This window comes from Aggregatibacter sp. 2125159857 (genome assembly GCF_017798005.1).
Taxonomy (GTDB): Bacteria; Pseudomonadota; Gammaproteobacteria; order Enterobacterales; family Pasteurellaceae; genus Aggregatibacter.
This window is the reverse complement of sequence record NZ_CP072548.1, coordinates 471179-493435: the sequence shown is the minus strand read 5'-3', so window position 1 is coordinate 493435 and position 22257 is coordinate 471179. Positions and strand designations below refer to the sequence as shown.

The following is a 22257-nucleotide window of genomic DNA, read 5'->3' as shown; positions in this document are numbered from 1 at the left end:
CAATCCATGATTAAAACGTTTTACTCATTTCTAAATAAATCCGATTTTTATCATAGCGATAAAACGGATGATTACTGTCATTTTTTTGGTACGACCAGGTAATTTTCGGCGTAATACCCCAGAAATACACGTTACGATGCCATAAAGTGACATTGGTTTGATATTCCTTGTTTTTTTGACGAATGCCAAGTAAATCTTCCCCTTTATACGCTCGTCTTGCATAAGCGACAGAAAGACGACTGGAAATGCCCAACGGCCATTCTTGCACCCAACCTAAACGCACGTTTTTACGTTGATAGGCATTATCACGATCACGTGTATTTTCGCGATTATAATCCGCACCGATATACCAATATTGTCCGCTGTAAGGTAAAAATAAGAGCGTATTCGACCACAAATAATTATTGCCATTTAAATGTTTACGCGTGGCATAACGCTGCTCACCATATTCAAGTGCGGTCGAAATTTGCCATGATTTATTGAGCCAATGGGTCACATCAACACGCACACCGGAATTTTTAGAATATTGTTTCATGGCATCACTGCCGGACGATCCACCGGAATACCAACGTCGTTCTGTGAAAGGCACTAAGGCAAGTTCAGTATTTGCCGTTTGATAACCCAGGCCTGCACCGATTCGGGCATTAAATTCGTTATATTTTTTGTTATCCCAATAATATTTGCCTTGCCCATCTAAAACCAGTTTCGCAAAAAACTGATGAGGCAACGACCATTTTTTTTCGGCTCCGACATAATAAGACAGCCCATGCGCCTGTTCTCGCTCCCAAGCTTTCCACGCACCAATACGGGTGCCGGCTTTTGGCGCATTATTAATATTGGATTCATTTAAGAAACTGATGCCGCCGTTGATTTTCCACTGATCTCGTTGGTTAATTGCGGTTAAATACTGATCGATCATTTGCTGCGATGAGGCATCATTCACTTCCGCACGAAGTTTTTGGAATTGATCTTTCGCCGCTTCATTATCGTTATTCAAAAATAACGCATGGGCTAATTGATAACGCAATGGTAAAACTTCAGGATGTTTTGCAAATAATTCACGATATTGCTGCACCGCTGAGGCATAATTCCCTTGATGCGTTGCCATCATAGCCTCGCCCCAAGCCACCAAAAAAGGATCTTGTTGTGGCAAATTTTTGTATAAGGGCAACAACAATGCCACTGCCTCCGCATGGCTTTGTAGCAATGCCGGAATCAGGCCACGGATAATCAAATCCGGTCGTTTGGCAAGTTCTTCTTTTGTAATAGACAGGGTATGTTCTTTTGAAGTGGAGGTCTCTACAACGTCATGTTGAGGCAATTGAGGGCTCGCCAGCTTTAAATGTTCTTCAGGCGATGCGTTCTTTGGTGCAGCAATTTCTGCCGCTGCTGAAGCAGACACGAATACGCCAATCGCAATTCCAAAAGATAAGGGTAATTTCATCATATCGTTTTAACCATATATTCAAATAAATAAAGCAAGCACATGGCTTGCTTTATTGTTCACTCGGGGAGATTACTGTTTCTTACCAACAAAACCGGCGCCCCATGAATTATCATTTGCTTTTGCCAAGCCGCCTAATTCTACCGCATTATTGCCATAAAACTTACCTTCAACTGCGCCATCAGTCAATTTTGTCGATTTAGCCGTGCCCTCAAAGCTATTACCGGAAATATTCGCACTAATATTAATGGTTGGTACATTGTTGGCTGTAATAGAACCGCTTAGCGTCTTCGCACCAAAATCAACATCAAAAGAAGATTGACCGGCTACCGCATCAGAATCATCGCTAATATCATCTGACGAAATAATACTATCGCCTTTATACGACGCCAAACCGGTTACAGGCATATTTTGGGTTGGAGCACCATTATAGAACAGAATATCTTTCTCAGTCGGACCCTTGCTTAAAGATACGCCCATACGGACATTGGCATACTTACCACAACATACGGCTGTATTATTTATACGTTGCCAGCTACCTGCGTAAATGCCAGGGTAAGTAAGTGTAATCGTTTGGCCATCAACCTCTAATTGATTTATATTTGCGTTATTGAATTTAACATTTTTGACTTGAACCTTGTTATCTTGTTCAGAGATAACAAAAGCTGAACCTGTAACGGTTTGATTTGCCTTAGTTGAATTTTGTGTTGGCAAATTGGTTTTAGATGGCGTTGCCTGTGTTTTTTGTTCATTGCTTGGTGCAGCAGTATTATCACTGCTACCACCACTGCTCCCACAAGCAGCTAACGTGAATGCGGCTAATGCCGTTAAACTGAATTTTACAATAGCGTTCTTCATAAAAGGACCTCTAAGTAATAAGATTTAAAAGTTAAACGAATGCAAAAAACGATGCATATCGACCATTTGCTTGGCGTAAAACATCAAAGCCGGCTGACTATAGCATATCAATTTCAAAAATGAAGTCTCTTTATGTAAATAAAATGTAAAGAAAACATCCTTAAAGAAGACTACTGCACCAACATCAATCCCATACAGCCTTTGTCTGCCAACATTAAATCAGACGCACCAAACGTGAACGGATAATTATTGGAGGACGTATTTTCAAATTTCACTAAAAGAGACAGGTTTCCATTGATGAGTACGCTATCTTTCCAGCCGATTTCGTTTTGTGCTAACGGCTTGTCATTCACAGATTCGACAATAAATTTTGCGCCGACCACATTAAAACCGACCGGAGAGGAGGCACTGAGGTGCCAGCGTTCTACGCTACCGAGTGTTGCGGAAACATCCAAGCGGCGCGGATCAAAGCGTTTTTGGTTTATGGTGGCATTGTTGGTATCCAGATAAAACGTGCGTTCTTGTTGAACGTTAGCCGACAGCAAACTCGGCGCATCCGTGTTAAATTGCCAAGTCTGTTCTTTTTTCTCAAAGGCGCCGGCAAGGCCTTCCGGACGCAGTTCTAAAATGCGATTATCAATTAACTCACCGTCAGAACCAAAGAAATGACTGATGTTATCTAAAATACCGCGTTTTTTACCGGTAATGAGACTCACATTTTCACCGTCATTTAAGTCCACCAAAATTTCCACACGCTCACTTGGCGCGAGTGTAACGACATTGCGTTTTTGACCTTGCGGCAAGAAACCGAGATCTTGTGCAATGAGCGTAAATTCCCGCTCGTCATCAAAACGTAATTCATAGGTGCGGGAAAGCGAGGCGTTAAGGAGACGTAGGCGCACTAAGCCGCGTGGTACCGTGAGATAAGGCGCTTCTTGACCATTAACAAACAAACGCTCACCGACAAAACTGCCTTGATTTTGTTGGAAGAGTTGCGCGCCCTCACCGTTCAGTTGCATATCTTGGAGAATCAACGGAATGTCGTCCACACCATATTTTTGTGGCAATCCCAATTTCAAACTTTCTTTATCTTCGATAATCCATAATCCAACTAACCCACGATACGTTTGATACGCTGAGCTGGCAAGGGTGCAGGCATGATACCAACAGGTGGACGGCGCTTGCGTAATGGGAATGATCGGTGACCAGGTTTCGCCTTTTTGTAAGTTTTTCGCAATGCCACCGAGCAACTCGCTCGAGGCTTGCAAACCTTGGATATTCATCGCGACAAATTGCGGTAAATTATTTTTCCAATTCAGTTTGGCAAAATCGTCTTTCTTAATTTTAATGGTTGGCCCTAAATAACTGCCGTTAAAGCCCCAGACTTCCGTGCGTTTTCCGGACAATAGCGGTGCTTGGGTATTTTGCATATTCAGAAAAATTGGCTTGCCTCGCCGTGCCTCAAACAGCGGCGGAATTGTCAATGCCGGGCGTGTTGCCGCCAGCAAGGGCACCGGTACACTAAAAAGTGCGGTGGAAAATAAGGTTGTTTTCAACAGCTGACGACGGGAGCAATGTTTCATTTAGGCCTGCTTATTCTCGTTTTTCTGTTCAATGGCTTTTTGTGCGATTTCACGATCCAATTCCGCAATGCGATTTTGCATCACATCATGACAATATTCCGCTAATTCGCGCACATTTTCACGGCTGTAGCCGGACACATCAATAGGTTCCAGCATTTCACAAATCACCGTGCCATTATCCCAACGGTTTAAATCGATTTTATTATGGGTTGTCGAGCAAACGACCGGCACAATGGGTACGCCGGCGGCAATCGCAGCGTGGAATGCTCCGGTTTTGAACGGCAATAACCCGCGTCCGCGACTGCGTGTTCCTTCCGGGAACATCCAAATGGACAGATTATCTTCATTAATACGACGCGCTAATTCCGACATGGTGTTATGCGCTTTAGAACGGTTATCACGATCGAGAAAAATATTGCCCGTTGCCCAATATAAAATCCCGAAAAACGGCACCCAAATCAGACTCTTCTTGCCGACGCTCACTGTACGAGGCATGACCATGTAAGAAATGGTTACCATATCGTAGTTATTTTGATGGTTGCCGATATAAATACAACGACCCACTTTATCGGCATTCGCCGGGAAACGATGTTCCACTTTCAGCCCAAAGAGTGGATGTAACCGTCCAAACCAACGGGCAAAAATGCCCACATTACTCGGATTACGGAAACGAATGAAGGAATAAAGCGTACCCAGGATACAAATCAGAATACAACAAATCACAATGATGAAAATTCTGGCGATTTTTAGCATGATAAAGCCTCTTAAAAATTTGCGTAAGTATAACGAAATTAGCCCGTTAAGTGTATTCATAACGATGAAATGTGCTAATCTAATCAAAAAATTTTTAATTGAATTGCTATGCAAAAAACCTATTTTATTGCGGATTTACATCTCTCCGAAAATCGACCGCACTTATTCGCCCTGTTTCGTCAATTTATGCAAGAACAAGCGCCAGAAGCAGAAAAACTCTATATTTTGGGCGATTTATTTGATTTTTGGATTGGCGATGATGAACAATCCGATCTCATCAGCGAAGTGCAACAGCTCATCAGACATCTGACAGAACAAGGCGTGCCATGCTATTTCCAGCATGGTAACCGGGATTTTTTGATTGGTAAAAAATTTGCCAAGGCGTGCGGGCTGACGTTACTGCCAACTTATCAAGTCATTGATTTATACGGCACCCCCACCCTTTTATGTCACGGCGACACCCTTTGCGTAGACGATGTGAAATATCAACAATATCGCAAAAAAGTTCATCAAAAATGGCGCCAGTGGCTGTTCTTACATTTACCGTTAAAAGTGCGGTTAAAAATTGCAGAGAAAATTCGCGCGAAAAGCCGCCAAGATAAACAATTAAAATCGACGGAAATCATGGATGTGAATGCCGTTTTTGTGCAGCAAATGTTTGTGCAATTTCATGTAACGCAAATGATTCACGGACATACGCACCGTCAAAAACACCATGAAATTCCACCGCACTTTCATCGTATCGTGCTGGGTGATTGGGGAGAAACCGCTTCCCTTTTAGAAGTCACGCCCCATTCAATCGAATTTATTAATGATACGTTAAGGAGAAAAAATGGCTGATCCACATATTAAATCGCCTATGGATGGTTGGGATTACGCAACCGTAATCATTTATCGCTTGGGCTTCGTTCTTGCTGTTCCAATGTTGTTTATGCTGCCTTGGTATCCCGCAACCGCACACGTTGGTTTGCTTATCGCAGCGACCTTATGTGCCGCTTGCGTGCATTTATATATGAAAAACTTCCGTTATATTTTTCAATTTGCCATGTGGGTGGGCTTGCTCTGCCAAGTGTTAGAGTTTCCGCAACTAGCGCTGGGCGCAGCATTTTTGGTGCTCGGCGGATTAAGTTATAAAGAATATTTTTGCTTCCGTGTCTTTGCCTTAAATCTACAACCGATATTTTTTGCGGTGTTATGGTTTGCCTTATTATTCAATATCACTTGGTTAAGCACTTTATTATGCTTTGTGACCGGTATTCTCATTTTGCTATTAAGCATTCAAAAATGGCGCATGCCGTTGCATTTTGACATTGGCGATAAAACGAAATATCAGGTGTAATTCCTATCTCCAACACACAAATAACAATCCGCACGTAAAACGTGCGGTTTTTAGGCTCTCCTATAAGGACCTATACTTCACAAGCCACTCAAGGGGCTTGTGAAAACAGGTAACCGTGTTTATTTTCATATCACTATTTTAGTGAATCGTAGCGTGCAACTTGTTGCACGAAATCGTGAATACCCGAAAGAGTTAAATAATGTTTTGTGTGTAATTTGGTCGTGCATCAAGATGCACGCTACGCACAAAATCGTGAATTACGCATCGAGGTTAATGCTTTAATCATTCGTGCAACAAGTTGCACGCTACGAGGGGTAAATAATCCTCCTATATGTTGAATTTTGGTTGTCAGCCTTGTTCATTATATCGCGAGGATTTTTTTCTGTTCATCGCTTAAGCTATTTGGCTCCATACGCATAGCGTATGGTTTTTATAGCCAGACTTTGGCTGGCTATAATAAAAAAACAGGCTAATCAACTGATTAGCCTTCTTGCCGTCCTAGGCGTTACTTCTTCCAATTCTTCAGCGCATCCGCAAAAGCATTGCCCATTGCATTATTTGCTCGCGAATTGTTACGGTCTTGACGAGCATTATCAGAACGCGATTTTGCGGATAAAGTGCGGTCAGATTTGCCATCATTTTTCACCGCACTTTCATCTAAACGCATAGTTAATGCAATACGACGACGCGCCACATCCACTTCCAATACTTTCACTTTCACGACATCGCCGGTTTTCACCACTTTATGCGGATCTTCCACAAATTTATCGCTGATGGAAGAAATATGAACCAAGCCGTCTTGATGTACACCAATATCCACAAAGGCACCAAAATTAGTCACGTTGGTTACCGTACCTTCTAAGATCATGCCGGCTTTCAAATCTGTGATTTCTTCCACGCCCTCAGCAAAGGTTGCGGTTTTAAATTCACCGCGCGGGTCACGTCCCGGTTTTTCCAATTCTTTGAAAATATCCTGAACAGTCGGTAAACCAAATTGCTCATCGGTAAACTGTTTTGCATCAAGCTGGCGCACTAAGCCTGCATTGCCCATTAAATCCTGAATCGATTGTTCCGTTGCTTGCAGAATTTTTTCCACCACAGGATAGGCTTCCGGATGTACACCCGATGCATCTAACGGATTGTTGCCTGCAGCGATACGCATAAACCCGGCGCATTGTTCAAAGGCTTTCGGGCCTAAACGCGGGACTTTTTTCAGTTGCTCGCGACTGTCAAAACGCCCGTTTTCATCACGATATACCACAATATTTTGAGCAATCGTTTTAGTCATCCCCGCTACACGGGCTAATAACGGCACAGAGGCGGTGTTTAAGTCCACACCTACGGCATTTACACAGTCTTCCACCACCGCATCCAATTTACGCGCTAATTGGCTTTGATTCACATCATGTTGATACTGCCCCACGCCAATGGCTTTCGGCTCGATTTTCACCAATTCTGCCAACGGATCCTGCAAACGACGGGCAATGGACACGGCGCCACGCAAGGATACATCCAAATCCGGAAATTCCTGCGCAGCCAATTCGGAAGCGGAATAGACAGAAGCACCCGCTTCGCTCACCACCACCGTTTGTGGTTTATGTTCTTTAATTTCCTTAATCACGTCTTTGGCGAAACGCTCTGTCTCACGAGAGGCGGTCCCATTTCCGATAGCAATCAATTCCACGTTGTGTTGTTTAATTAATTGGAAAATAGATAACATCGCACGCTCCATCTGCCCAGTGTGCGGATAAATAGTATCGGTTGCCAATAACTTACCGGTGTTATCTACCACGGCCACTTTCACACCGGTACGCAGACCCGGGTCTAACCCCATCGTGTTCTTGGCGCCTGCCGGAGCAGCCATTAAAAGTGCGGTCAGATTTCGTGCAAACACATCAATAGCTTCATCTTCCGCTTTCTCACGCAAGGTTGCCATAAGTTCCGTTTCCAAATGCAAGGCCACTTTAATTTTCCATGTCCAAGCAATCACTTGCTCACGCCATTTATCGGCAGGTTGGTCATTAAAACGAACACCTAAATAATCACGAATAATCTCTTCGCAATAACTCTGGCGACTCCCCTCTTCCGCTTCAGGATCCGCATTTAAACTTAATTGTAAAATGCCTTCATTACGGCCACGGAACATCGCCAAAGCACGATGAGACGGCACATTTTTAAGCAGCTCTTGGTGATCAAAATAATCTTGGAATTTCGTACCTTCCGCCTCTTTACCCTCAATCACTTTAGAAACAATCAGCGCATTTTTGCTTAAATAATCGCGCACTTTTGCCAATAATCCTGCATCTTCGGCAAAACGTTCCATCAAAATATAGCGAGCGCCATCTAATGCAGCCTTAACATCGGCCACCCCTTTCTCCGCATTCACATAATCAAGTGCGGTGGTTTCCGGTTCTGTTTTTGGCTCGTTCCAAAGTAAATCCGCTAATGGCTCAAGCCCCGCCTCAATGGCAATTTGACCTTTCGTACGGCGTTTTGGTTTAAACGGTAAATACAAATCTTCCAACTCAGTTTTGCTTTGCGTGGCTTGGATTTTGTCACTCAATTCATCCGTTAATTTGCCTTGTTCTTCAATGGATTTCAAAATGGTTTGGCGACGGTCTTCCAATTCGCGTAAATAAATTAAGCGGGTTTCAAAATGACGTAATTGTGTATCGTCTAGGCCGCCGGTGGCTTCTTTACGATAACGGGCGATAAAAGGAATCGTGTTGCCATCGTCTAATAATTGAATGGCGGCAAGAATTTGACTATCGCGTACATTTAACTCTTGCGCGATAAGTTGGCTAATTTGCTGGTTTAACATGATATGTACTTCTTAAGAATGAAAAAACGGGCATAGCATACTGTTTTTGCGCAAGAGGCTCAAATATTTGTTCCTTTTTCGGTATAATTTTGCGGCAATTGAGGACAGGATTATGGCAAAGTCAAATTACATCACCCGACAAGGCTGGAATGTGCTGGATCGGGAATTAAAATTTTTATGGAAAGAAGAACGCCCACAAGTCACCCAAGCCGTGTCTGATGCTGCTGCGTTAGGCGATCGCAGTGAAAATGCAGAATATATTTACGGCAAGCGTCGCTTACGCGAAATTGACCGTCGAGTGCGTTTTCTCACCAAACGGTTGGAAGTGCTACAAATCGTAGATTATTCGCCAAAGCAAGAAGGCAAAGTATTCTTTGGCGCCTGGGTGGAATTAGAAAATGAAGATGGCGATATCAAACAGTATCGCATTGTCGGTTGTGATGAATTTGATCCGGCAAAAAACTGGATCTCCATTGACTCGCCGGTAGCTCGCGCCTTAATAGGCAAAGAACAAGATGATGAAATTACCGTAGAAACGCCTTCCGGTAAAATCCAGTTATATGTAAATCGTATTTGGTATGAAAAGGCTTAGCCAAGGTAAAGTACGGTTAATTTTCTTCGCATTTTACGTATTGAGATAAAATTGATATAAAAACATTGAGATAAAAAATCAACACCTTTAAAAGGATAGTTATGAAAGAAACAATCGTTGCTCAAGCCACTGCGCCGGGGCGTGGCGGTATTGGCATTTTACGTGTATCCGGCCCGAAGGCCACTGATGTGGCACAAGCGGTATTAGGAAAATGCCCCAAACCACGTATGGCAGATTATTTGCCCTTTAAAGATGCGGATGGCACCGTGTTAGATCAAGGGATTGCATTGTATTTTAAAGGGCCAAATTCCTTTACCGGTGAAGACGTGCTTGAACTTCAGGGGCACGGAGGACAGGTCGTATTAGATCTGTTGCTAAAGCGTATTTTACTTATTGATGGCATTCGACTCGCGCGCCCAGGCGAGTTTTCTGAGCAGGCATTTTTGAACGATAAATTGGATTTAGCCCAAGCGGAAGCGATTGCCGATTTAATTGATGCCAGTTCCGAACAGGCGGCTCGTTCAGCCCTAAAATCGTTGCAAGGCGAGTTTTCCAATAAAGTGAATCAGCTTGTGGATTCCGTCATTTATTTGCGTACTTATGTGGAGGCGGCGATTGATTTTCCGGATGAAGAGATTGATTTTCTTGCCGATGGCAAAATTGAAGGGCATTTGAATGGCATTATTGCGCAGTTGGACCAGGTTCGTGCCGAAGCGAAGCAAGGTTCTATTTTGCGTGAAGGGATGAAAGTGGTCATTGCAGGCCGTCCGAATGCAGGTAAGTCCAGTTTGTTGAATGCCCTTGCCGGACGTGAAGCGGCCATTGTCACAGACATTGCCGGTACTACGCGGGATGTATTGCGAGAACATATCCACTTAGATGGCATGCCATTACATATTATTGATACTGCGGGGTTACGTGATGCGACAGATGAGGTGGAGCGCATTGGTATTTCGCGTGCATGGAGTGAAATTGAACAGGCGGATCGGATTTTATTGATGCTGGACAGCAGTGATGCCGAACAAGATTTAATAAAAGTGCGGTCGGAATTTCTGGCAAAATTACCGAACACTATTCCGGTTACCCTTATTCGCAACAAAGCGGATTTAACCGGTGAAACGGAACGTTTATATGAGCAAGACGGTTATACGGTCGTCAATTTGTCCGCAAAAACTCAGCAAGGCGTGGATTTATTGCGTGAGCATTTAAAACAAGCGATGGGGTATCAAACGGGTATCGAAGGGGGCTTCTTAGCACGCCGTCGCCACTTGGAAGCCTTAGAACAGGCGGCACAACATTTACAGACGGGACACATTCAATTAACCCAATTCCATGCCGGTGAATTGTTGGCGGAAGAGTTGCGTATGGTGCAAGATGCCTTAAGTGAAATTACCGGCCAGTTTACCTCTGATGATTTGCTCACGAATATTTTTAGTTCGTTTTGTATCGGGAAATAGCGGCAAAGTGCGGTCGGTTTGAGTGGCGTTTCAGGTATTAAAACCGCTCATCGGGAACGATAAAAGAAGTGGATTACAACAAACTTCACATACTGAAAAAAGTGATTTTCCTAGTTAGAAAATCTAAAGCCCCTACTCCTACTAGAAATTTGTTGATAATATTATAAATCAATATATAATATGTGCACTTATAAAAATAGGAGAGTCATCATGGAATTCAGCTTTAGTTTAAAAATTAAAACCACAAAAGAAGATGTGTGGAATTACTATGCAAATATTGAAAAATGGTATCACTGGGAAACCGATTTAAAAAATATAACACTGAACGGAAAATTCGAGACGGGTTCATATGGAACGATGGAACTTGAAGGGATGCCTCCCATGGAATATCAACTTACTCTTGTAAAACCTTTTGAAGAATTTTGGGATAAGACAGAGACACCTTTTGGAGATATCCTTTTCGGTCATCAAATAATTGATAATCATGACGGAAGTGTAAATATAAAACATACTGTAATTTTAGAAAATGAAGATGAGCAACATTTAGACTTTTTAAAACACGTTTTTTCAGACGTTCCACAGTCCATATTTATCCTAAAAAATCTCTTAGAAAAATAAGGTAATTGCTATTTGTTTATCTCGAAATATAAAGACGACTCAGAAAAATCAACCGGCTTGTTATTTATGAGGGTGTACAATAAATGGCACCTCATGATAAAAAAGGAGCTGAAGAGAATAAATCTGACACACCCTCAATTTGTTGTTCTGGCTTCTCTTGCTTATCTATCACAAAACGAGAACGAAGTTACACAAGTTATGATTTCAAAACTCTCTGAGATAGATGTCATGACGGTATCTCAGATACTGAGTTTATTAGAAAAACATCATTTTGTAGAAAGAAAAGAACACTCAAGAGATACCAGAGCAAAAGTTGTTATGTTGAAAAAAAAGGGAGAAGAAATATTAAAAACAGCTGTTCCGTTAGTTGAGAAAATTGATGAGTTATTTTTTGGAAAACTAAATAGTCATGAAGAACAATTTAAACATTTTCTCATTAAATTAAACAAAGAATAAGAAATATTTTTTGTAACCTATAGGAATATAAATTCTGATATTGCCATATTATATATTTAGTCATTTAAGTCAATTAAGATCAAACGCTGTTTCAAATGTTCTTGAATTTGCCACAGGAGCAGAAAAAAGTGGTGCGTGAAGTGATTATGGCGATGGATAAGGCGTATCGTTCAAATAAATAAATGTAGAAGATCCTCACAGATCTTCTACATCAGTAAGACGATAAAATTACACTAACAAGCCAGCCGCTTTCACTACCACATGAATGGCGGTTTCTTCCGTGGATTGAATCGTCGCCTCATTCGGGATTTCTTGTTGGGTGCGGTTGACGATAGCGCCTGCGATCATGCCGGCACGTAAACCAAGGGCAGAGCACATGGTGAACAAGGTAGCCGATTCCATTTCGTAGTTCATGACGTTCAGTTCTTGCCATTGTTTTAATGAACCTTGGAAATGACGATAAATTTTGCCGGTATAGGTGTCGTAACGTTCTTGTCCCGGATAGAAGGTGTCGGAAGAGGCGGTGATACCCACATGGACAGCATCGCCGACCTCTTCTTTGGCGACTTTGTAAAGGGCTTCGGTACACTCAAAGTTTGCTACGGCAGGATATTCTAACGGCGCAAAATGACGGCTGGCACCATCAAGACGTACAGCACCAGTTGTGACTAATAAATCACCGACATTAATGTGCGGTTGGATGGCACCGGTTGTGCCGATACGTAAGAAAGTACGCACACCGAGTTGGGCTAATTCTTCTACCGCGATGGAAACCGATGGTCCGCCAATACCGGTGGAACATACGACTACGGCATGTTCCTCAATATAGCCGAGCCAAGAGGTAAATTCGCGGGTGGAGGCGAGGAATTTGGGGCGATCTAATAAGCGTGCAATGCGTTCCACACGCTCCGGTGCGCCCGGGACGATGGCTAATTTAGCCCCATCTAACATGGCTTTCGTTAAGCCAAGGTGAAAGACTTCTGACATAACATCCTCCTTTCTTGTTCTTTGTTTTTTACGGTTTAATATCACGCAAAATCGGGTTCTGCATGGAAATTAAGGTTTCTGTGGATTGAATCTCATCAATTAATTGAATTTTTGCCGACAAGACTAAATGCAGTTCGGCAATCGTGTGTGTCATGACTTTAATGAAGATGGAGTAATTGCCGGTGGTGTAATAGGCTTCTACTACTTCATCAATGGCTTCCAGTTTTTTGATCACTTTGTCATAATCTTTTGCCGATTTCAAAATAATGCCAATGAAACCGCAAACATCATAACCCAGTTTGCGTTCATTGATTTTCACTTTTGTCCCTTCAATAATGCCTGATTGGCGCATTTTTTCCACCCGAACATGAATTGTGCCGGGGCTAACACCAAAATTTTTCGCCATTTCTGCATAAGGGGTTCGGGCATCTTTGGTTAATACACGCAATATTTGTTGATCTAAATTGTCGATATTGTGCATAACACACTCCTTTGTTTTAAAAACTCTAAATAATTATATTATTTTTTAGATGTCATTTAAATAATGATGAAATTTCTTTGATTTCGGCTAAATTGTGTTGCATTAACCCTAAAGAATAGAGAGAATCTCCGCCATTCATGTAGGAACATTAGATAATATAGGGTAAAAACAATGAAAAAGACATTTATTTTGCAACAACAAGAGATTAGTTTTGTAAAAAATACATTTACTCAAAACCTCATCGAGCAATTAGGCATCATCGAAGTTCAAGGCCCGATTCTTAGCCAAGTCGGTAATGGTATGCAAGATAACCTTTCCGGTATTGAAAAAGCGGTTCAAGTGCATGTAAAACAAATTCCAAATGCGGTGTTTGAAGTGGTTCACTCTTTGGCAAAATGGAAACGTCATACATTGGCTCGTTTTCATTTTAGAGAAGGCGAAGGCTTGTTTGTACACATGAAAGCGTTGCGTCCGGACGAAGATTCGTTAGATGCGACCCACTCCGTTTATGTTGACCAATGGGACTGGGAGAAAGTGATTCCGGAAGGTCGTCGTAATTTCGCCTATTTAAAAGAAACCGTGAATTCGATTTATCGTGCGATTCGCTTAACAGAATTGGCGGTGGAAGCCCGTTTTGATATTCCGTCCGTACTACCAAAACACATTACTTTCGTACACAGTGAAGACCTCGTGAAACGTTATCCAAACATGAGCGGCAAAGAACGTGAAAATGCGATTTGTAAAGAATACGGCGCCGTTTTCTTAGTCGGTATCGGCGGCAAATTGTCTGACGGCAAGCCACACGATGGACGTGCACCGGATTATGATGACTGGACAACAGAGTCAGAAAATGGCTACAAAGGCTTGAACGGAGATATCTTGGTTTGGAACGACCAGCTTGGTAAAGCCTTTGAGTTGTCTTCAATGGGCATTCGTGTAGATGAAGCAGCGTTACGTTTACAAGTGAGCTTAACCGGTGATGAAGACCGTCTCAACATGGATTGGCACCAAGAATTATTGCAAGGCAAATTGCCGTTAAGTATTGGTGGCGGTATCGGTCAATCTCGTTTGGCGATGTTGTTATTACGTAAAAAACATATCGGCGAAGTGCAATCCAGCGTTTGGCCGAAAGAAATGTTAGAAGAATATCAACATATTCTGTAATAGATGAAAAAGTGCGGTAGGTTTGAAAAACGTTTTTTAAATCCACCGCACTTTTGTTTTTCCTGCCTCTACTTTCGCCTCTAAATCTTAAATCGCTGAATAAGCCCTGCCGCTGAATAGCTGTCGGAAATATTAGATGCGGTCTGTTTTTTTGACGCTAGTCGATGAATCACTTGGTTCGCCGAGCCACGCCAAACTAAGCTCGGGTCCGCCTGTTCTTGAATAAACTTACCATCAATGAGCACGTCAATATAAGGCAGCATTTGACGTTGATATTCATCCAACTCTTCTAATTTGTAACCCGTCCAAACCCAAATGTCTTTATCGGGACATTCTCGTTTTACCCGTTGAACCAAAGGCAGCAGGGCTTCTATGTTTCTCGGATGCAAAGGGTCTCCCCCGGAAAGGGTTAATCCTTGTCGCTTAATGCGCGTGTCTTTGAGATCCTTGAGAATTTGTTCTTCCATTTCACTACCAAAGGGCACCCCGGCGCTAAATGACCAGCTTTTTTGGTTGTAGCACCCTTTGCAGCCATGAGTACAGCCGCTGACAAACAGTGTACAACGCGTGCCTTCGCCGTTGACGATATCGACGGGATAGTATTGGAGGTAGTTCATTTTTGTTTTATTTAAATCAAATTCGCTTTTTTAAATATCGGGTTTCGCCGATGGCGACTCACTTTCTTTTGTTTGCACAAAAGAAAGTAAGCAAAGAAAAGTGCACCCGGATAAGCCGCTGTTCTTCGCTTGATTGCCATTTTCTTTACGGCAATTTTCGAACTCGCTACGCTCAAACAGACGAAAATTGCCTAAAAATGGCAAGCTGCTCAGGCGTCTTATACGGGAATCCCATTTTATTTGAGCGTTGCAAAAGTGCGGTCAGATTTTTTCATGTTTTTGACTGAATATCTCCCCCAAAAAATGACCGCACTTTATCGTGATAATGCTCCTAAAATCCCCCTCTTTAGCAAAGAGGGGGTAAAAGAGGGCTTAGAGGAGATTTGGCAACGCCTTAAGATTACATGTGTTTAACCCGACGCTTCACCTCTTCCTGTTTCCCAGCATTAAACGGACGGGCATCTGGGCTGCCGAGGTAGCCGCAGACGCGGCGAGTAACAGAAACTTTTTCACTGTCGTGGTTGCCGCATTTCGGGCAGGTGAAACCTTTGCTGGTGCATTCAAATTCGCCGGTGAAACCACATTCATAACATTCGTCGATTGGCGTGTTGGTACCGTAGTAAGGTACGCGGTCGTAGCTGTAATTCCACACGTCTTCTAATGCTTTCAGGTTGTGTTGAATGTTCGGGTATTCGCCGTAGCAAATAAAACCACCGTTAGCCAATGGTGGGTACACCATTTCAAAGTCTAACTTGTCGTATGGGTTCACTTTTTTCTCAACATCCAAGTGATAGCTGTTGGTGTAGTAGCCTTTGTCGGTCACGCCGTCGATAACACCGAATTGTTTGGTGTCAAGGCGACAGAAACGGTCGCACAGATTTTCACTTGGCGTGGAGTATAAGCTGAAGGCATAGCCTGTTTCGGCGCGCCATTGTTTAACCGCGTTACTTAAATGCTCTACGATGGCACGGCCTTTTTCACGTAGCATTTCGTCATCGTAAATATGTCCTTGGTGATACAACGCATTGATGGTTTCGTGAATACCGATATAGCCTAGAGAAATGGAGGCACGGCCATTTTTGAAGATTTGTGCCACATTATCATCTGCTTTCAAACGCACGCCACAGGCACCTTCCATGTAGAGAATTGGCGCGACGCGGGCCTTGGTGTGTTCCAAACGGGCGATGCGGGTCATTAAGGCTTTTTTCGCTAAAGCCAAGCGTTGATCCAATATGTCATAGAAACGTTTTTCATCGCCTTTGGCTTCAATGGCGATACGTGGCAAATTGAGGCTCACTACGCCGAGGTTGTTACGCCCGTCATGGATTTGCTCGCCATCCTCTTCGTAAGCGCCTAAGAAACTGCGGCAGCCCATTGGGGCTTTAAAGGAGCCGGTGACTTTGACGACTTGGTCGTAATTCAGAATATCCGGATACATCCGTTTGCTAGCACATTCCAACGCAAGTTGTTTGATGTCGTAATTCGGATCGTTTGGCTCCAAATTTACGCCTTTGCGTTGAGTAAAGACCAGTTTCGGGAATACCGGTGTTTTGTGGTTTTTGCCTAAACCGCGAATCCGATTTTGTAAAATGGATTTTTGAATTAAACGTGCTTGCCACGTTGTGCCTAAGCCAAAACCAAAGGTAACAAACGGTGTTTGTCCATTGGCAGTATGCAGCGTGTTTACTTCATATTCCAAAGACTGGAAGGCATCGAAACATTCTTTTTCAATCAAGGCTTGCGCATATCCTTGTGCATCCGGAATATGCCATTGTTCCGCATTTTTCAAGTGTTTCTCATAGCTTAACTGCACATAAGGCGAAAGCACTTCATCAATGCGGTTAATAGTAGTACCACCGTAAATATGGCTAGCCACTTGGGCGATGATTTGGGCGGTGACGGCTGTCGCGGTGCCAATGGATTTCGGCGGTTCAATTTCAGCATTCCCCATTTTAAAACCATGGGTCAACATGCCTTTTAAGTCGACTAACATACAGTTAAACATCGGGAAGAAAGGTGAATAATCCAAATCGTGATAGTGAATTTCACCTTTTTCATGTGCTTCTACGACATCGCGCGGCAAAATGTAACGTTTAGCATAATGTTTCGCCACGATACCGGCCAATAAATCCCGCTGTGTTGGGATCACTTTGGCGTCTTTATTGGCATTTTCATTGAGTAACTCCACGTTACTTTGTTCAATCAGGCCCTCGATTTCTTTGGTTAATTGACTGCGTTTTTCACGTGCCATATCACGTTCGTGGCGGTATTCAATATAAGCGCGCGCAATTTGTGGATATTGGCTTGCCATTAGGTGATTTTCGACAATCTTTTGAATGTGGCTAATGTCAATTTCTTGTTGATGATGCGCAAAAATGTCATTGCTGACTTTTTGTGCAATATCATGACAAAAACGTTCATCTTGAATACCCACCGCTTGGGCTGCCTTTTTAATGGCATTAATAATGCGTTGAATTTCAAACCCGATGCGTGAACCATCACGCTTAATGACGAAGAATGTTCCCATGTATGCCACCTATAATGTGTGATTAAAGTTGGCAATACTATATATAGTTATCTTTAACTATTCAACACACAATATGTAGTGTTTTTATAAGAGAATGAGGAAGGTTTGTATAACAGAATAAGGTTAGTCTTTGGATTTATTGAGAAATTTTGTGATGGCGGTGTGATGTTGTGATTTTCTTTTGATAAAAAAAAATTTAGGCGGTTATTAAACCGCCTAAATTGAGAATCAGAAATTATTGATTGTTTTGAACGTAATCAATTGCTGATTGAACAGTTGTGATTTTTTCAGCTTCTTCATCTGGAATTTCGATATCGAATTCTTCTTCTAAAGCCATCACCAATTCAACAGTATCTAAAGAATCCGCACCTAAATCTTCAACGAAAGACGCTTCAGGTTTTACATCTTCTTCTTTCACGCCTAATTGTTCAACGATGATTTTTTTTACGCGTTCTTCAATGCTCATTTGTTTCTTCCTATGTTTAAGTTTACGCTCATTGCGATAAGTTAAGTAGTGTATGTATTTACAAAACATTTCGCAAGATTTCTTGTTAGAGGTCAAACCTCAAAAAAGAGTTCCGAATTTTTGCAACCACATACAGTTTAAAATAGTTATGTCTTTCACAGACATTGAATGACGTAACCAAGTGACAGTTGCGGGGTGGATTCTAACATTAAGCAAATTAATTTGCACGCATTTATCCAATTTATCCGCAACCTCCACTTGCTACCCATTAGCTCATGTACATACCACCGTTAACGTGCAACGTTGTACCATTAATATAAGACGCATCCTCAGAAGCCAAAAATGCCACGGCTTTAGCGATATCTTTCGGCTCACCTAAACGGCCTGCCGGGATTTGAGTTAATAAGTTATTTTTTAGTTCTTCGCTTAACACTTCCGTCATGTCGGTAGCAATAAAGCCTGGTGCCACAACGTTTACCGTAATGCCACGGGAAGCCACTTCTTTTGCCAAGGCTTTACTGAAACCAATGAGACCTGCTTTTGCCGCACAATAATTTGTCTGACCGGCATTCCCCATGGAGCCCACGACAGAACCAATGTTGATGATACGCCCGAAACGTTTTTTCATCATGGTGCGAAGCATCGCTTTGGAAAGATGGTAAACAGAACTCAAGTTAGTTTGTAAAATATCGAACCATTCTTCATCTTTCATGCGCATTAACAAATTATCACGGGTAATACCGGCGTTATTCACTAAAATATCAATGTCGCCAAATTCTTGTTTGATCTGTTCCAATACCGTATCAATGGAAGCTTGATCCGCAACATTTAATACCAATCCTTTGCCTTTCTCACCTAAATAGGCAGAAATACTTTCAGCACCTTTCTCAGACGTTGCTGTACCGATAACAAAAGCGCCTTTTGATACTAATTCTTCGGCTACTGCACGGCCAATACCACGCGTTGCACCTGTGACTAATGCAATTTTACCTTGCATAACTTTCTCTCCTTTTCACTACTATGCTAATACTTCTTCGACGGAATCGAGGGATTTCACATCATTTACAGAAACCGCTTGTAAGGAATCCACGATTCGTTTCGCTAACCCGTTTAACACTTTACCCGGCCCCACTTCCACTAACACTTCGACGCCGTTTTGTGCCATTTTCTCTACGGTTTCTGTCCAACGTACCGGGCTATAAAGTTGGCGAACCAAAGCATTACGAATCGCAACGGCATCAGTTTCGGCTTTTACATCCACATTATTTAACACCGCAACTACCGGCGCTTTCAACGTAATACTTTCTAAGGAAACAGATAATTGATCCGCAGCCGGTTTCATTAAAGCACAGTGTGAAGGCACGCTAACCGCTAGCGGTAATGCACGTTTAGCACCGGCTTCTTTACATAATGCTGCCGCACGTTCTACCGCCGCTTTCGCACCGGCAATCACGACTTGGCCCGGTGAATTGAAGTTCACGGCGGAAACCACTTCGCCCTGTTCTGCTTGTTTGCAGGCGTTAATAATGGCGTCATTGTCTAAACCAATGATCGCGTACATCGCCCCAGTACCTTCCGGCACAGCTTGTTGCATAAGCTTACCGCGCAATTCCACTAATTTAACCGCATCTTGGAAATCTAACACACCTGCACACACCAACGCAGAATATTCACCTAAGCTATGACCAGCCATCACTTCCGGTTTTAATGCCGGGTATTTTTGTTGCCATACACGATAAACAGCCACAGATGCCGTTAACAACGCTGGCTGCGTTTGCCATGTCTTGTTTAATTCTTCCGCAGGGCCTTCCTGCACTAATTGCCACAAATCATATCCCAATACTTCTGAAGCTTGTTTAAAGGTTTCTTGTACAATTGGGTAGTCGCCGGCTAATTCCGCTAACATTCCCACCGTTTGTGAACCTTGTCCTGGGAAAACCATTGCAAATTTTTTCATGTCTCTTACCTATACTAAAAAATAAATCAATTTATTCCGATATGCGTTACAGTCGAAAAGTGCGGTCAAAAATAACCGCACTTTTTTTCACGAATGATAACAGATTATCTAAAATCTCACTAAAGCCGAACCCCAAGTCCAACCACCACCAAAGGCTTCAAGAAGGAGCAACTGACCACGCTGAATACGTCCATCACGCACCGCTTCATCCAATGCGACCGGCACGGTTGCCGCGCTGTTATTGGCATAACGATCCAGCGTGACCACCACTTGCGACATATCCATGTCTAATTTTTTTGCCGTGGCGGCAATAATACGTAAATTCGCTTGATGAGGCACCAACCAATCAATGTCTTTTTTATCTAAATTATTGGCGGCAAGGGTTTCTTCCACCACATTCGACAGTTCACGCACCGCCAATTTAAAGGTTTCATTGCCTTGCATTTCGATATAGCCGGATTTTGCCACGCCACGCTCAGGCTGAGGAAGTAACAATGCGCCATTTTTATCTGCTGAGGCGTGTAAATGGGTAGAAATAATCCCTTCTTGTTCCGATGCTTCCAAAATAGCCGCGCCTGCACCATCACCGAATAACACAACGGTACTACGATCTGTTTCATCTAATTTACGGGAATTTAAATCAGAACCGATCACGAGCGCCTTTTTCACTTTACCGGTACGAATAAATTGATCAGCAACACCTAACGCATACACAAAGCCGGTACAAGCCGCCGCTAAATCAAACGCAATGGCATCGTCAATCTCTAACATCCCTTGAATTTGGCAAGCTGCACTTGGATAAGCATGAGAGTTGCTGGTTGTTGCTACTAAAATAAGATCAATTTCCTGTGGATTGATGTTTGCCGCTTCAATGGCTTTTTGGGCTGCTTCAAATCCCATGGTAGAGACGGTTTCATCCGGTGCAGCAATGCGACGTTCACGAATACCGGAACGGGTAACAATCCACTCATCTGAAGTATCTACCATTTTTTCTAAATCGGCATTGGTGCGAATATGCTGCGGTAAATAGCTACCTGTCGATAAAATTTTGCTAAACATAGTCATCTCGTTAAAAATAATAGCGAGGAAACTCACTACTTCATTGATATTTCATTTTTATTTAAGCCCGCCAAAATTTTCTGCGGGATTTGACGTCGGGCTTGTAATGCCGCATCGGCAATCGCATAAGCAAATGCCTCTATATTTGCACTTCCGTGACTTTTCACCACAACAGAGGTCAAACCGATAAGCGATGCGCCATTATATTGATCAGGGTTGATTTGCTTTAATCGTTGGTATTTATCTTTGAAAAGATATTTAATTAAATACTCAAAAACGTGACTTAATATACTCTTTTTCTTATCACTTTTCAGTAGAGAAATCACGTTCTTTGCCGCGCCTTCCAAGGTTTTCAGCGCAACATTGCCGGCAAAGCCATCTGTCACAATCACATCCGCCTTGCCATTGAGTAAAAAATTGCCTTCAAGGAATCCAATGTAATTAAGTGCGGTGTCTTTTTTCAGTAAATCTGCCGCATCCCGGATAGATTTGTATCCTTTCACCGCTTCAATACCAATATTCAATAACGCAATGCGTGGATAAACTAAATTCAAGGTATTTTCTGCAAAAATGGCACCCATCAAGGCAAATTGATACAAATTTTCTGCATCACACTCAACATTCGCCCCCAGATCCAACATAATCGAACGCTCACCTATCACCGTTGGAATCGTAGAAATCAGTGCCGGACGATGGATACCTTCTAGAGGTTGCAATAAGATTTTCGATAAGCCCATCAAAGCTGCTGTATCACCCGCACTCACACAGCCCTGCGCATCCCCTTTTTGTACGGCTTCAATCGCTAAACGCATAGAAGTATCTTTGCTATGACGCAGTGCATAGGAAATTCCCTGACGACTATCAATCACACGAGTGCAATGAACAATGTCACAGCGTTGACGAAGACTGTTGGGAGCAGAAGATAAAAGCGGAAGAATTTGTTGACGATCGCCAAACAATAAGAGAGAAAGCGTTGGATCGCGCTCCAAGGCTAAAATGGATGCTGGGATAGTAATACGGGGACCAATGTCCCCGCCCATCGCATCTAACGCCAGGGTTAGACGACTCAAGTGATTAC

The 22257-nt window shown here is 42.7% G+C and carries 21 protein-coding genes; 7 read left to right on the top strand and 14 right to left on the bottom strand.

Features of this window, described 5'->3' with window-relative positions:
• Positions 1-10: 10 nt before the first annotated feature.
• From J5X96_RS02565 to J5X96_RS02550, 4 genes are all read right to left on the bottom strand, one after another.
• Positions 11-1444 carry a surface lipoprotein assembly modifier gene (locus J5X96_RS02565; protein ID WP_209364752.1) on the bottom strand — a complete coding sequence of 478 codons (1434 nt, stop codon included), beginning with the start codon at positions 1442-1444 and terminating at the stop codon, positions 11-13.
• 72 nt (positions 1445-1516) lie between these two features.
• Entirely contained in the window at positions 1517-2302 is a 786-nt protein-coding gene (locus tag J5X96_RS02560; protein WP_209364200.1) for a Slam-dependent surface lipoprotein, read from the bottom strand.
• A gap of 170 nt (positions 2303-2472) precedes the next feature.
• Positions 2473-3885 carry a multicopper oxidase domain-containing protein gene (locus tag J5X96_RS02555; RefSeq protein ID WP_209364191.1) on the bottom strand — a complete coding sequence of 471 codons (1413 nt, stop codon included), beginning with the start codon at positions 3883-3885 and terminating at the stop codon, positions 2473-2475.
• On the bottom strand, positions 3886-4638 hold the full coding sequence (locus J5X96_RS02550) for a 1-acylglycerol-3-phosphate O-acyltransferase (RefSeq protein WP_209364189.1): 753 nt from the start codon (positions 4636-4638) through the stop codon (positions 3886-3888).
• A gap of 108 nt (positions 4639-4746) precedes the next feature.
• Between J5X96_RS02550 and lpxH the strand changes: the two genes are divergently transcribed.
• The gene (gene lpxH / locus J5X96_RS02545; RefSeq protein WP_209364187.1) at positions 4747-5478 is read left to right on the top strand and encodes a UDP-2,3-diacylglucosamine diphosphatase; all 732 of its coding nucleotides are present in this window, start codon (positions 4747-4749) and stop codon (positions 5476-5478) included.
• On the top strand, positions 5471-5977 hold the full coding sequence (locus tag J5X96_RS02540; protein ID WP_209364185.1) for a DUF2301 domain-containing membrane protein: 507 nt from the start codon (positions 5471-5473) through the stop codon (positions 5975-5977). Before lpxH ends, J5X96_RS02540 begins: the two co-directional genes overlap by 8 nt.
• A 505-nt stretch (positions 5978-6482) precedes the next feature.
• Here J5X96_RS02540 and J5X96_RS02535 read toward each other — a convergent pair.
• Positions 6483-8798: a Tex family protein gene (locus J5X96_RS02535; protein ID WP_209364183.1), complete on the bottom strand. Its 2316-nt coding sequence runs from the start codon at positions 8796-8798 to the stop codon at positions 6483-6485.
• A 112-nt stretch (positions 8799-8910) separates the two neighbouring features.
• Here J5X96_RS02535 and greB point away from each other — a divergent pair, with 112 nt between their 5' ends.
• From greB to J5X96_RS02515, 4 genes are all read left to right on the top strand, one after another.
• Positions 8911-9390, top strand: a complete 480-nt coding sequence (gene greB, locus J5X96_RS02530) for a transcription elongation factor GreB (RefSeq protein WP_209364181.1) — start codon at positions 8911-8913, stop codon at positions 9388-9390.
• 101 nt (positions 9391-9491) lie between these two features.
• Positions 9492-10847, top strand: coding sequence for a tRNA uridine-5-carboxymethylaminomethyl(34) synthesis GTPase MnmE (gene mnmE, locus J5X96_RS02525; protein WP_209364172.1), 1356 nt, complete (start codon positions 9492-9494; stop codon positions 10845-10847).
• Positions 10848-11057: 210 nt separating this feature from the next.
• Positions 11058-11465, top strand: coding sequence for a polyketide cyclase (locus J5X96_RS02520; RefSeq protein WP_209364170.1), 408 nt, complete (start codon positions 11058-11060; stop codon positions 11463-11465).
• Positions 11466-11558: 93 nt separating this feature from the next.
• Entirely contained in the window at positions 11559-11921 is a 363-nt protein-coding gene (locus tag J5X96_RS02515) for a MarR family winged helix-turn-helix transcriptional regulator (protein ID WP_232209093.1), read from the top strand.
• Positions 11922-12149: 228 nt separating this feature from the next.
• Here the strand turns inward: J5X96_RS02515 and udp are convergent, their stop codons facing one another.
• Both udp and asnC read right to left on the bottom strand, forming a co-directional pair.
• Positions 12150-12908, bottom strand: a complete 759-nt coding sequence (gene udp, locus J5X96_RS02510) for a uridine phosphorylase (protein ID WP_209364168.1) — start codon at positions 12906-12908, stop codon at positions 12150-12152.
• A 28-nt stretch (positions 12909-12936) separates the two neighbouring features.
• Positions 12937-13389, bottom strand: coding sequence for a transcriptional regulator AsnC (asnC, locus tag J5X96_RS02505; RefSeq protein ID WP_005715729.1), 453 nt, complete (start codon positions 13387-13389; stop codon positions 12937-12939).
• Between the two features lie 171 nt (positions 13390-13560).
• On the opposite strand from asnC, the gene asnA reads away from it, so the two are divergent.
• Complete coding sequence (gene asnA, locus J5X96_RS02500; RefSeq protein ID WP_005715731.1) at positions 13561-14553, top strand: aspartate--ammonia ligase; 993 nt, start codon at positions 13561-13563, stop codon at positions 14551-14553.
• An 80-nt stretch (positions 14554-14633) separates the two neighbouring features.
• Here asnA and nrdG read toward each other — a convergent pair whose 3' ends face one another.
• The 7 genes from nrdG to plsX all read right to left on the bottom strand — a co-directional run bounded on the left by nrdG (position 14634) and on the right by plsX (position 22249).
• A complete protein-coding gene (gene nrdG / locus J5X96_RS02495) occupies positions 14634-15170 on the bottom strand; it encodes an anaerobic ribonucleoside-triphosphate reductase-activating protein (RefSeq protein ID WP_209364166.1) in 537 nt (178 codons plus the stop codon).
• Between the two features lie 400 nt (positions 15171-15570).
• Complete coding sequence (gene nrdD / locus J5X96_RS02490) at positions 15571-17697, bottom strand: anaerobic ribonucleoside-triphosphate reductase (RefSeq protein WP_209364164.1); 2127 nt, start codon at positions 17695-17697, stop codon at positions 15571-15573.
• Between the two features lie 235 nt (positions 17698-17932).
• Complete coding sequence (acpP, locus tag J5X96_RS02485) at positions 17933-18163, bottom strand: acyl carrier protein (RefSeq protein ID WP_005544465.1); 231 nt, start codon at positions 18161-18163, stop codon at positions 17933-17935.
• Positions 18164-18431: 268 nt separating this feature from the next.
• Positions 18432-19160 carry a 3-oxoacyl-ACP reductase FabG gene (gene fabG, locus J5X96_RS02480; protein ID WP_209364162.1) on the bottom strand — a complete coding sequence of 243 codons (729 nt, stop codon included), beginning with the start codon at positions 19158-19160 and terminating at the stop codon, positions 18432-18434.
• A 21-nt stretch (positions 19161-19181) separates the two neighbouring features.
• Positions 19182-20120: an ACP S-malonyltransferase gene (gene fabD / locus J5X96_RS02475; protein WP_209364160.1), complete on the bottom strand. Its 939-nt coding sequence runs from the start codon at positions 20118-20120 to the stop codon at positions 19182-19184.
• 108 nt (positions 20121-20228) lie between these two features.
• Positions 20229-21179, bottom strand: coding sequence for a beta-ketoacyl-ACP synthase III (locus tag J5X96_RS02470; protein WP_209364158.1), 951 nt, complete (start codon positions 21177-21179; stop codon positions 20229-20231).
• A gap of 35 nt (positions 21180-21214) precedes the next feature.
• Entirely contained in the window at positions 21215-22249 is a 1035-nt protein-coding gene (gene plsX, locus J5X96_RS02465; RefSeq protein ID WP_209364156.1) for a phosphate acyltransferase PlsX, read from the bottom strand.
• Positions 22250-22257: the final 8 nt, after the last annotated feature.

Coding starts and splice junctions, on each gene's coding strand:
- acpP (WP_005544465.1), bottom strand. CDS start 18,163: ATGAGCATTGAAGAACGCGTAAAAAAAATCATCGTTGAACAATTAGGC.
- asnA (WP_005715731.1), top strand. CDS start 13,561: ATGAAAAAGACATTTATTTTGCAACAACAAGAGATTAGTTTTGTAAAA.
- asnC (WP_005715729.1), bottom strand. CDS start 13,389: ATGCACAATATCGACAATTTAGATCAACAAATATTGCGTGTATTAACC.
- J5X96_RS02565 (WP_209364752.1), bottom strand. CDS start 1,444: ATGAAATTACCCTTATCTTTTGGAATTGCGATTGGCGTATTCGTGTCT.
- greB (WP_209364181.1), top strand. CDS start 8,911: ATGGCAAAGTCAAATTACATCACCCGACAAGGCTGGAATGTGCTGGAT.
- lpxH (WP_209364187.1), top strand. CDS start 4,747: ATGCAAAAAACCTATTTTATTGCGGATTTACATCTCTCCGAAAATCGA.
- nrdD (WP_209364164.1), bottom strand. CDS start 17,697: ATGGGAACATTCTTCGTCATTAAGCGTGATGGTTCACGCATCGGGTTT.
- J5X96_RS02535 (WP_209364183.1), bottom strand. CDS start 8,798: ATGTTAAACCAGCAAATTAGCCAACTTATCGCGCAAGAGTTAAATGTA.
- fabG (WP_209364162.1), bottom strand. CDS start 19,160: ATGCAAGGTAAAATTGCATTAGTCACAGGTGCAACGCGTGGTATTGGC.
- J5X96_RS02470 (WP_209364158.1), bottom strand. CDS start 21,179: ATGTTTAGCAAAATTTTATCGACAGGTAGCTATTTACCGCAGCATATT.
- J5X96_RS02550 (WP_209364189.1), bottom strand. CDS start 4,638: ATGCTAAAAATCGCCAGAATTTTCATCATTGTGATTTGTTGTATTCTG.
- J5X96_RS02515 (WP_232209093.1), top strand. CDS start 11,559: ATGATAAAAAAGGAGCTGAAGAGAATAAATCTGACACACCCTCAATTT.
- J5X96_RS02555 (WP_209364191.1), bottom strand. CDS start 3,885: ATGAAACATTGCTCCCGTCGTCAGCTGTTGAAAACAACCTTATTTTCC.
- J5X96_RS02560 (WP_209364200.1), bottom strand. CDS start 2,302: ATGAAGAACGCTATTGTAAAATTCAGTTTAACGGCATTAGCCGCATTC.
- J5X96_RS02520 (WP_209364170.1), top strand. CDS start 11,058: ATGGAATTCAGCTTTAGTTTAAAAATTAAAACCACAAAAGAAGATGTG.
- nrdG (WP_209364166.1), bottom strand. CDS start 15,170: ATGAACTACCTCCAATACTATCCCGTCGATATCGTCAACGGCGAAGGC.
- udp (WP_209364168.1), bottom strand. CDS start 12,908: ATGTCAGAAGTCTTTCACCTTGGCTTAACGAAAGCCATGTTAGATGGG.
- J5X96_RS02540 (WP_209364185.1), top strand. CDS start 5,471: ATGGCTGATCCACATATTAAATCGCCTATGGATGGTTGGGATTACGCA.
- fabD (WP_209364160.1), bottom strand. CDS start 20,120: ATGAAAAAATTTGCAATGGTTTTCCCAGGACAAGGTTCACAAACGGTG.
- mnmE (WP_209364172.1), top strand. CDS start 9,492: ATGAAAGAAACAATCGTTGCTCAAGCCACTGCGCCGGGGCGTGGCGGT.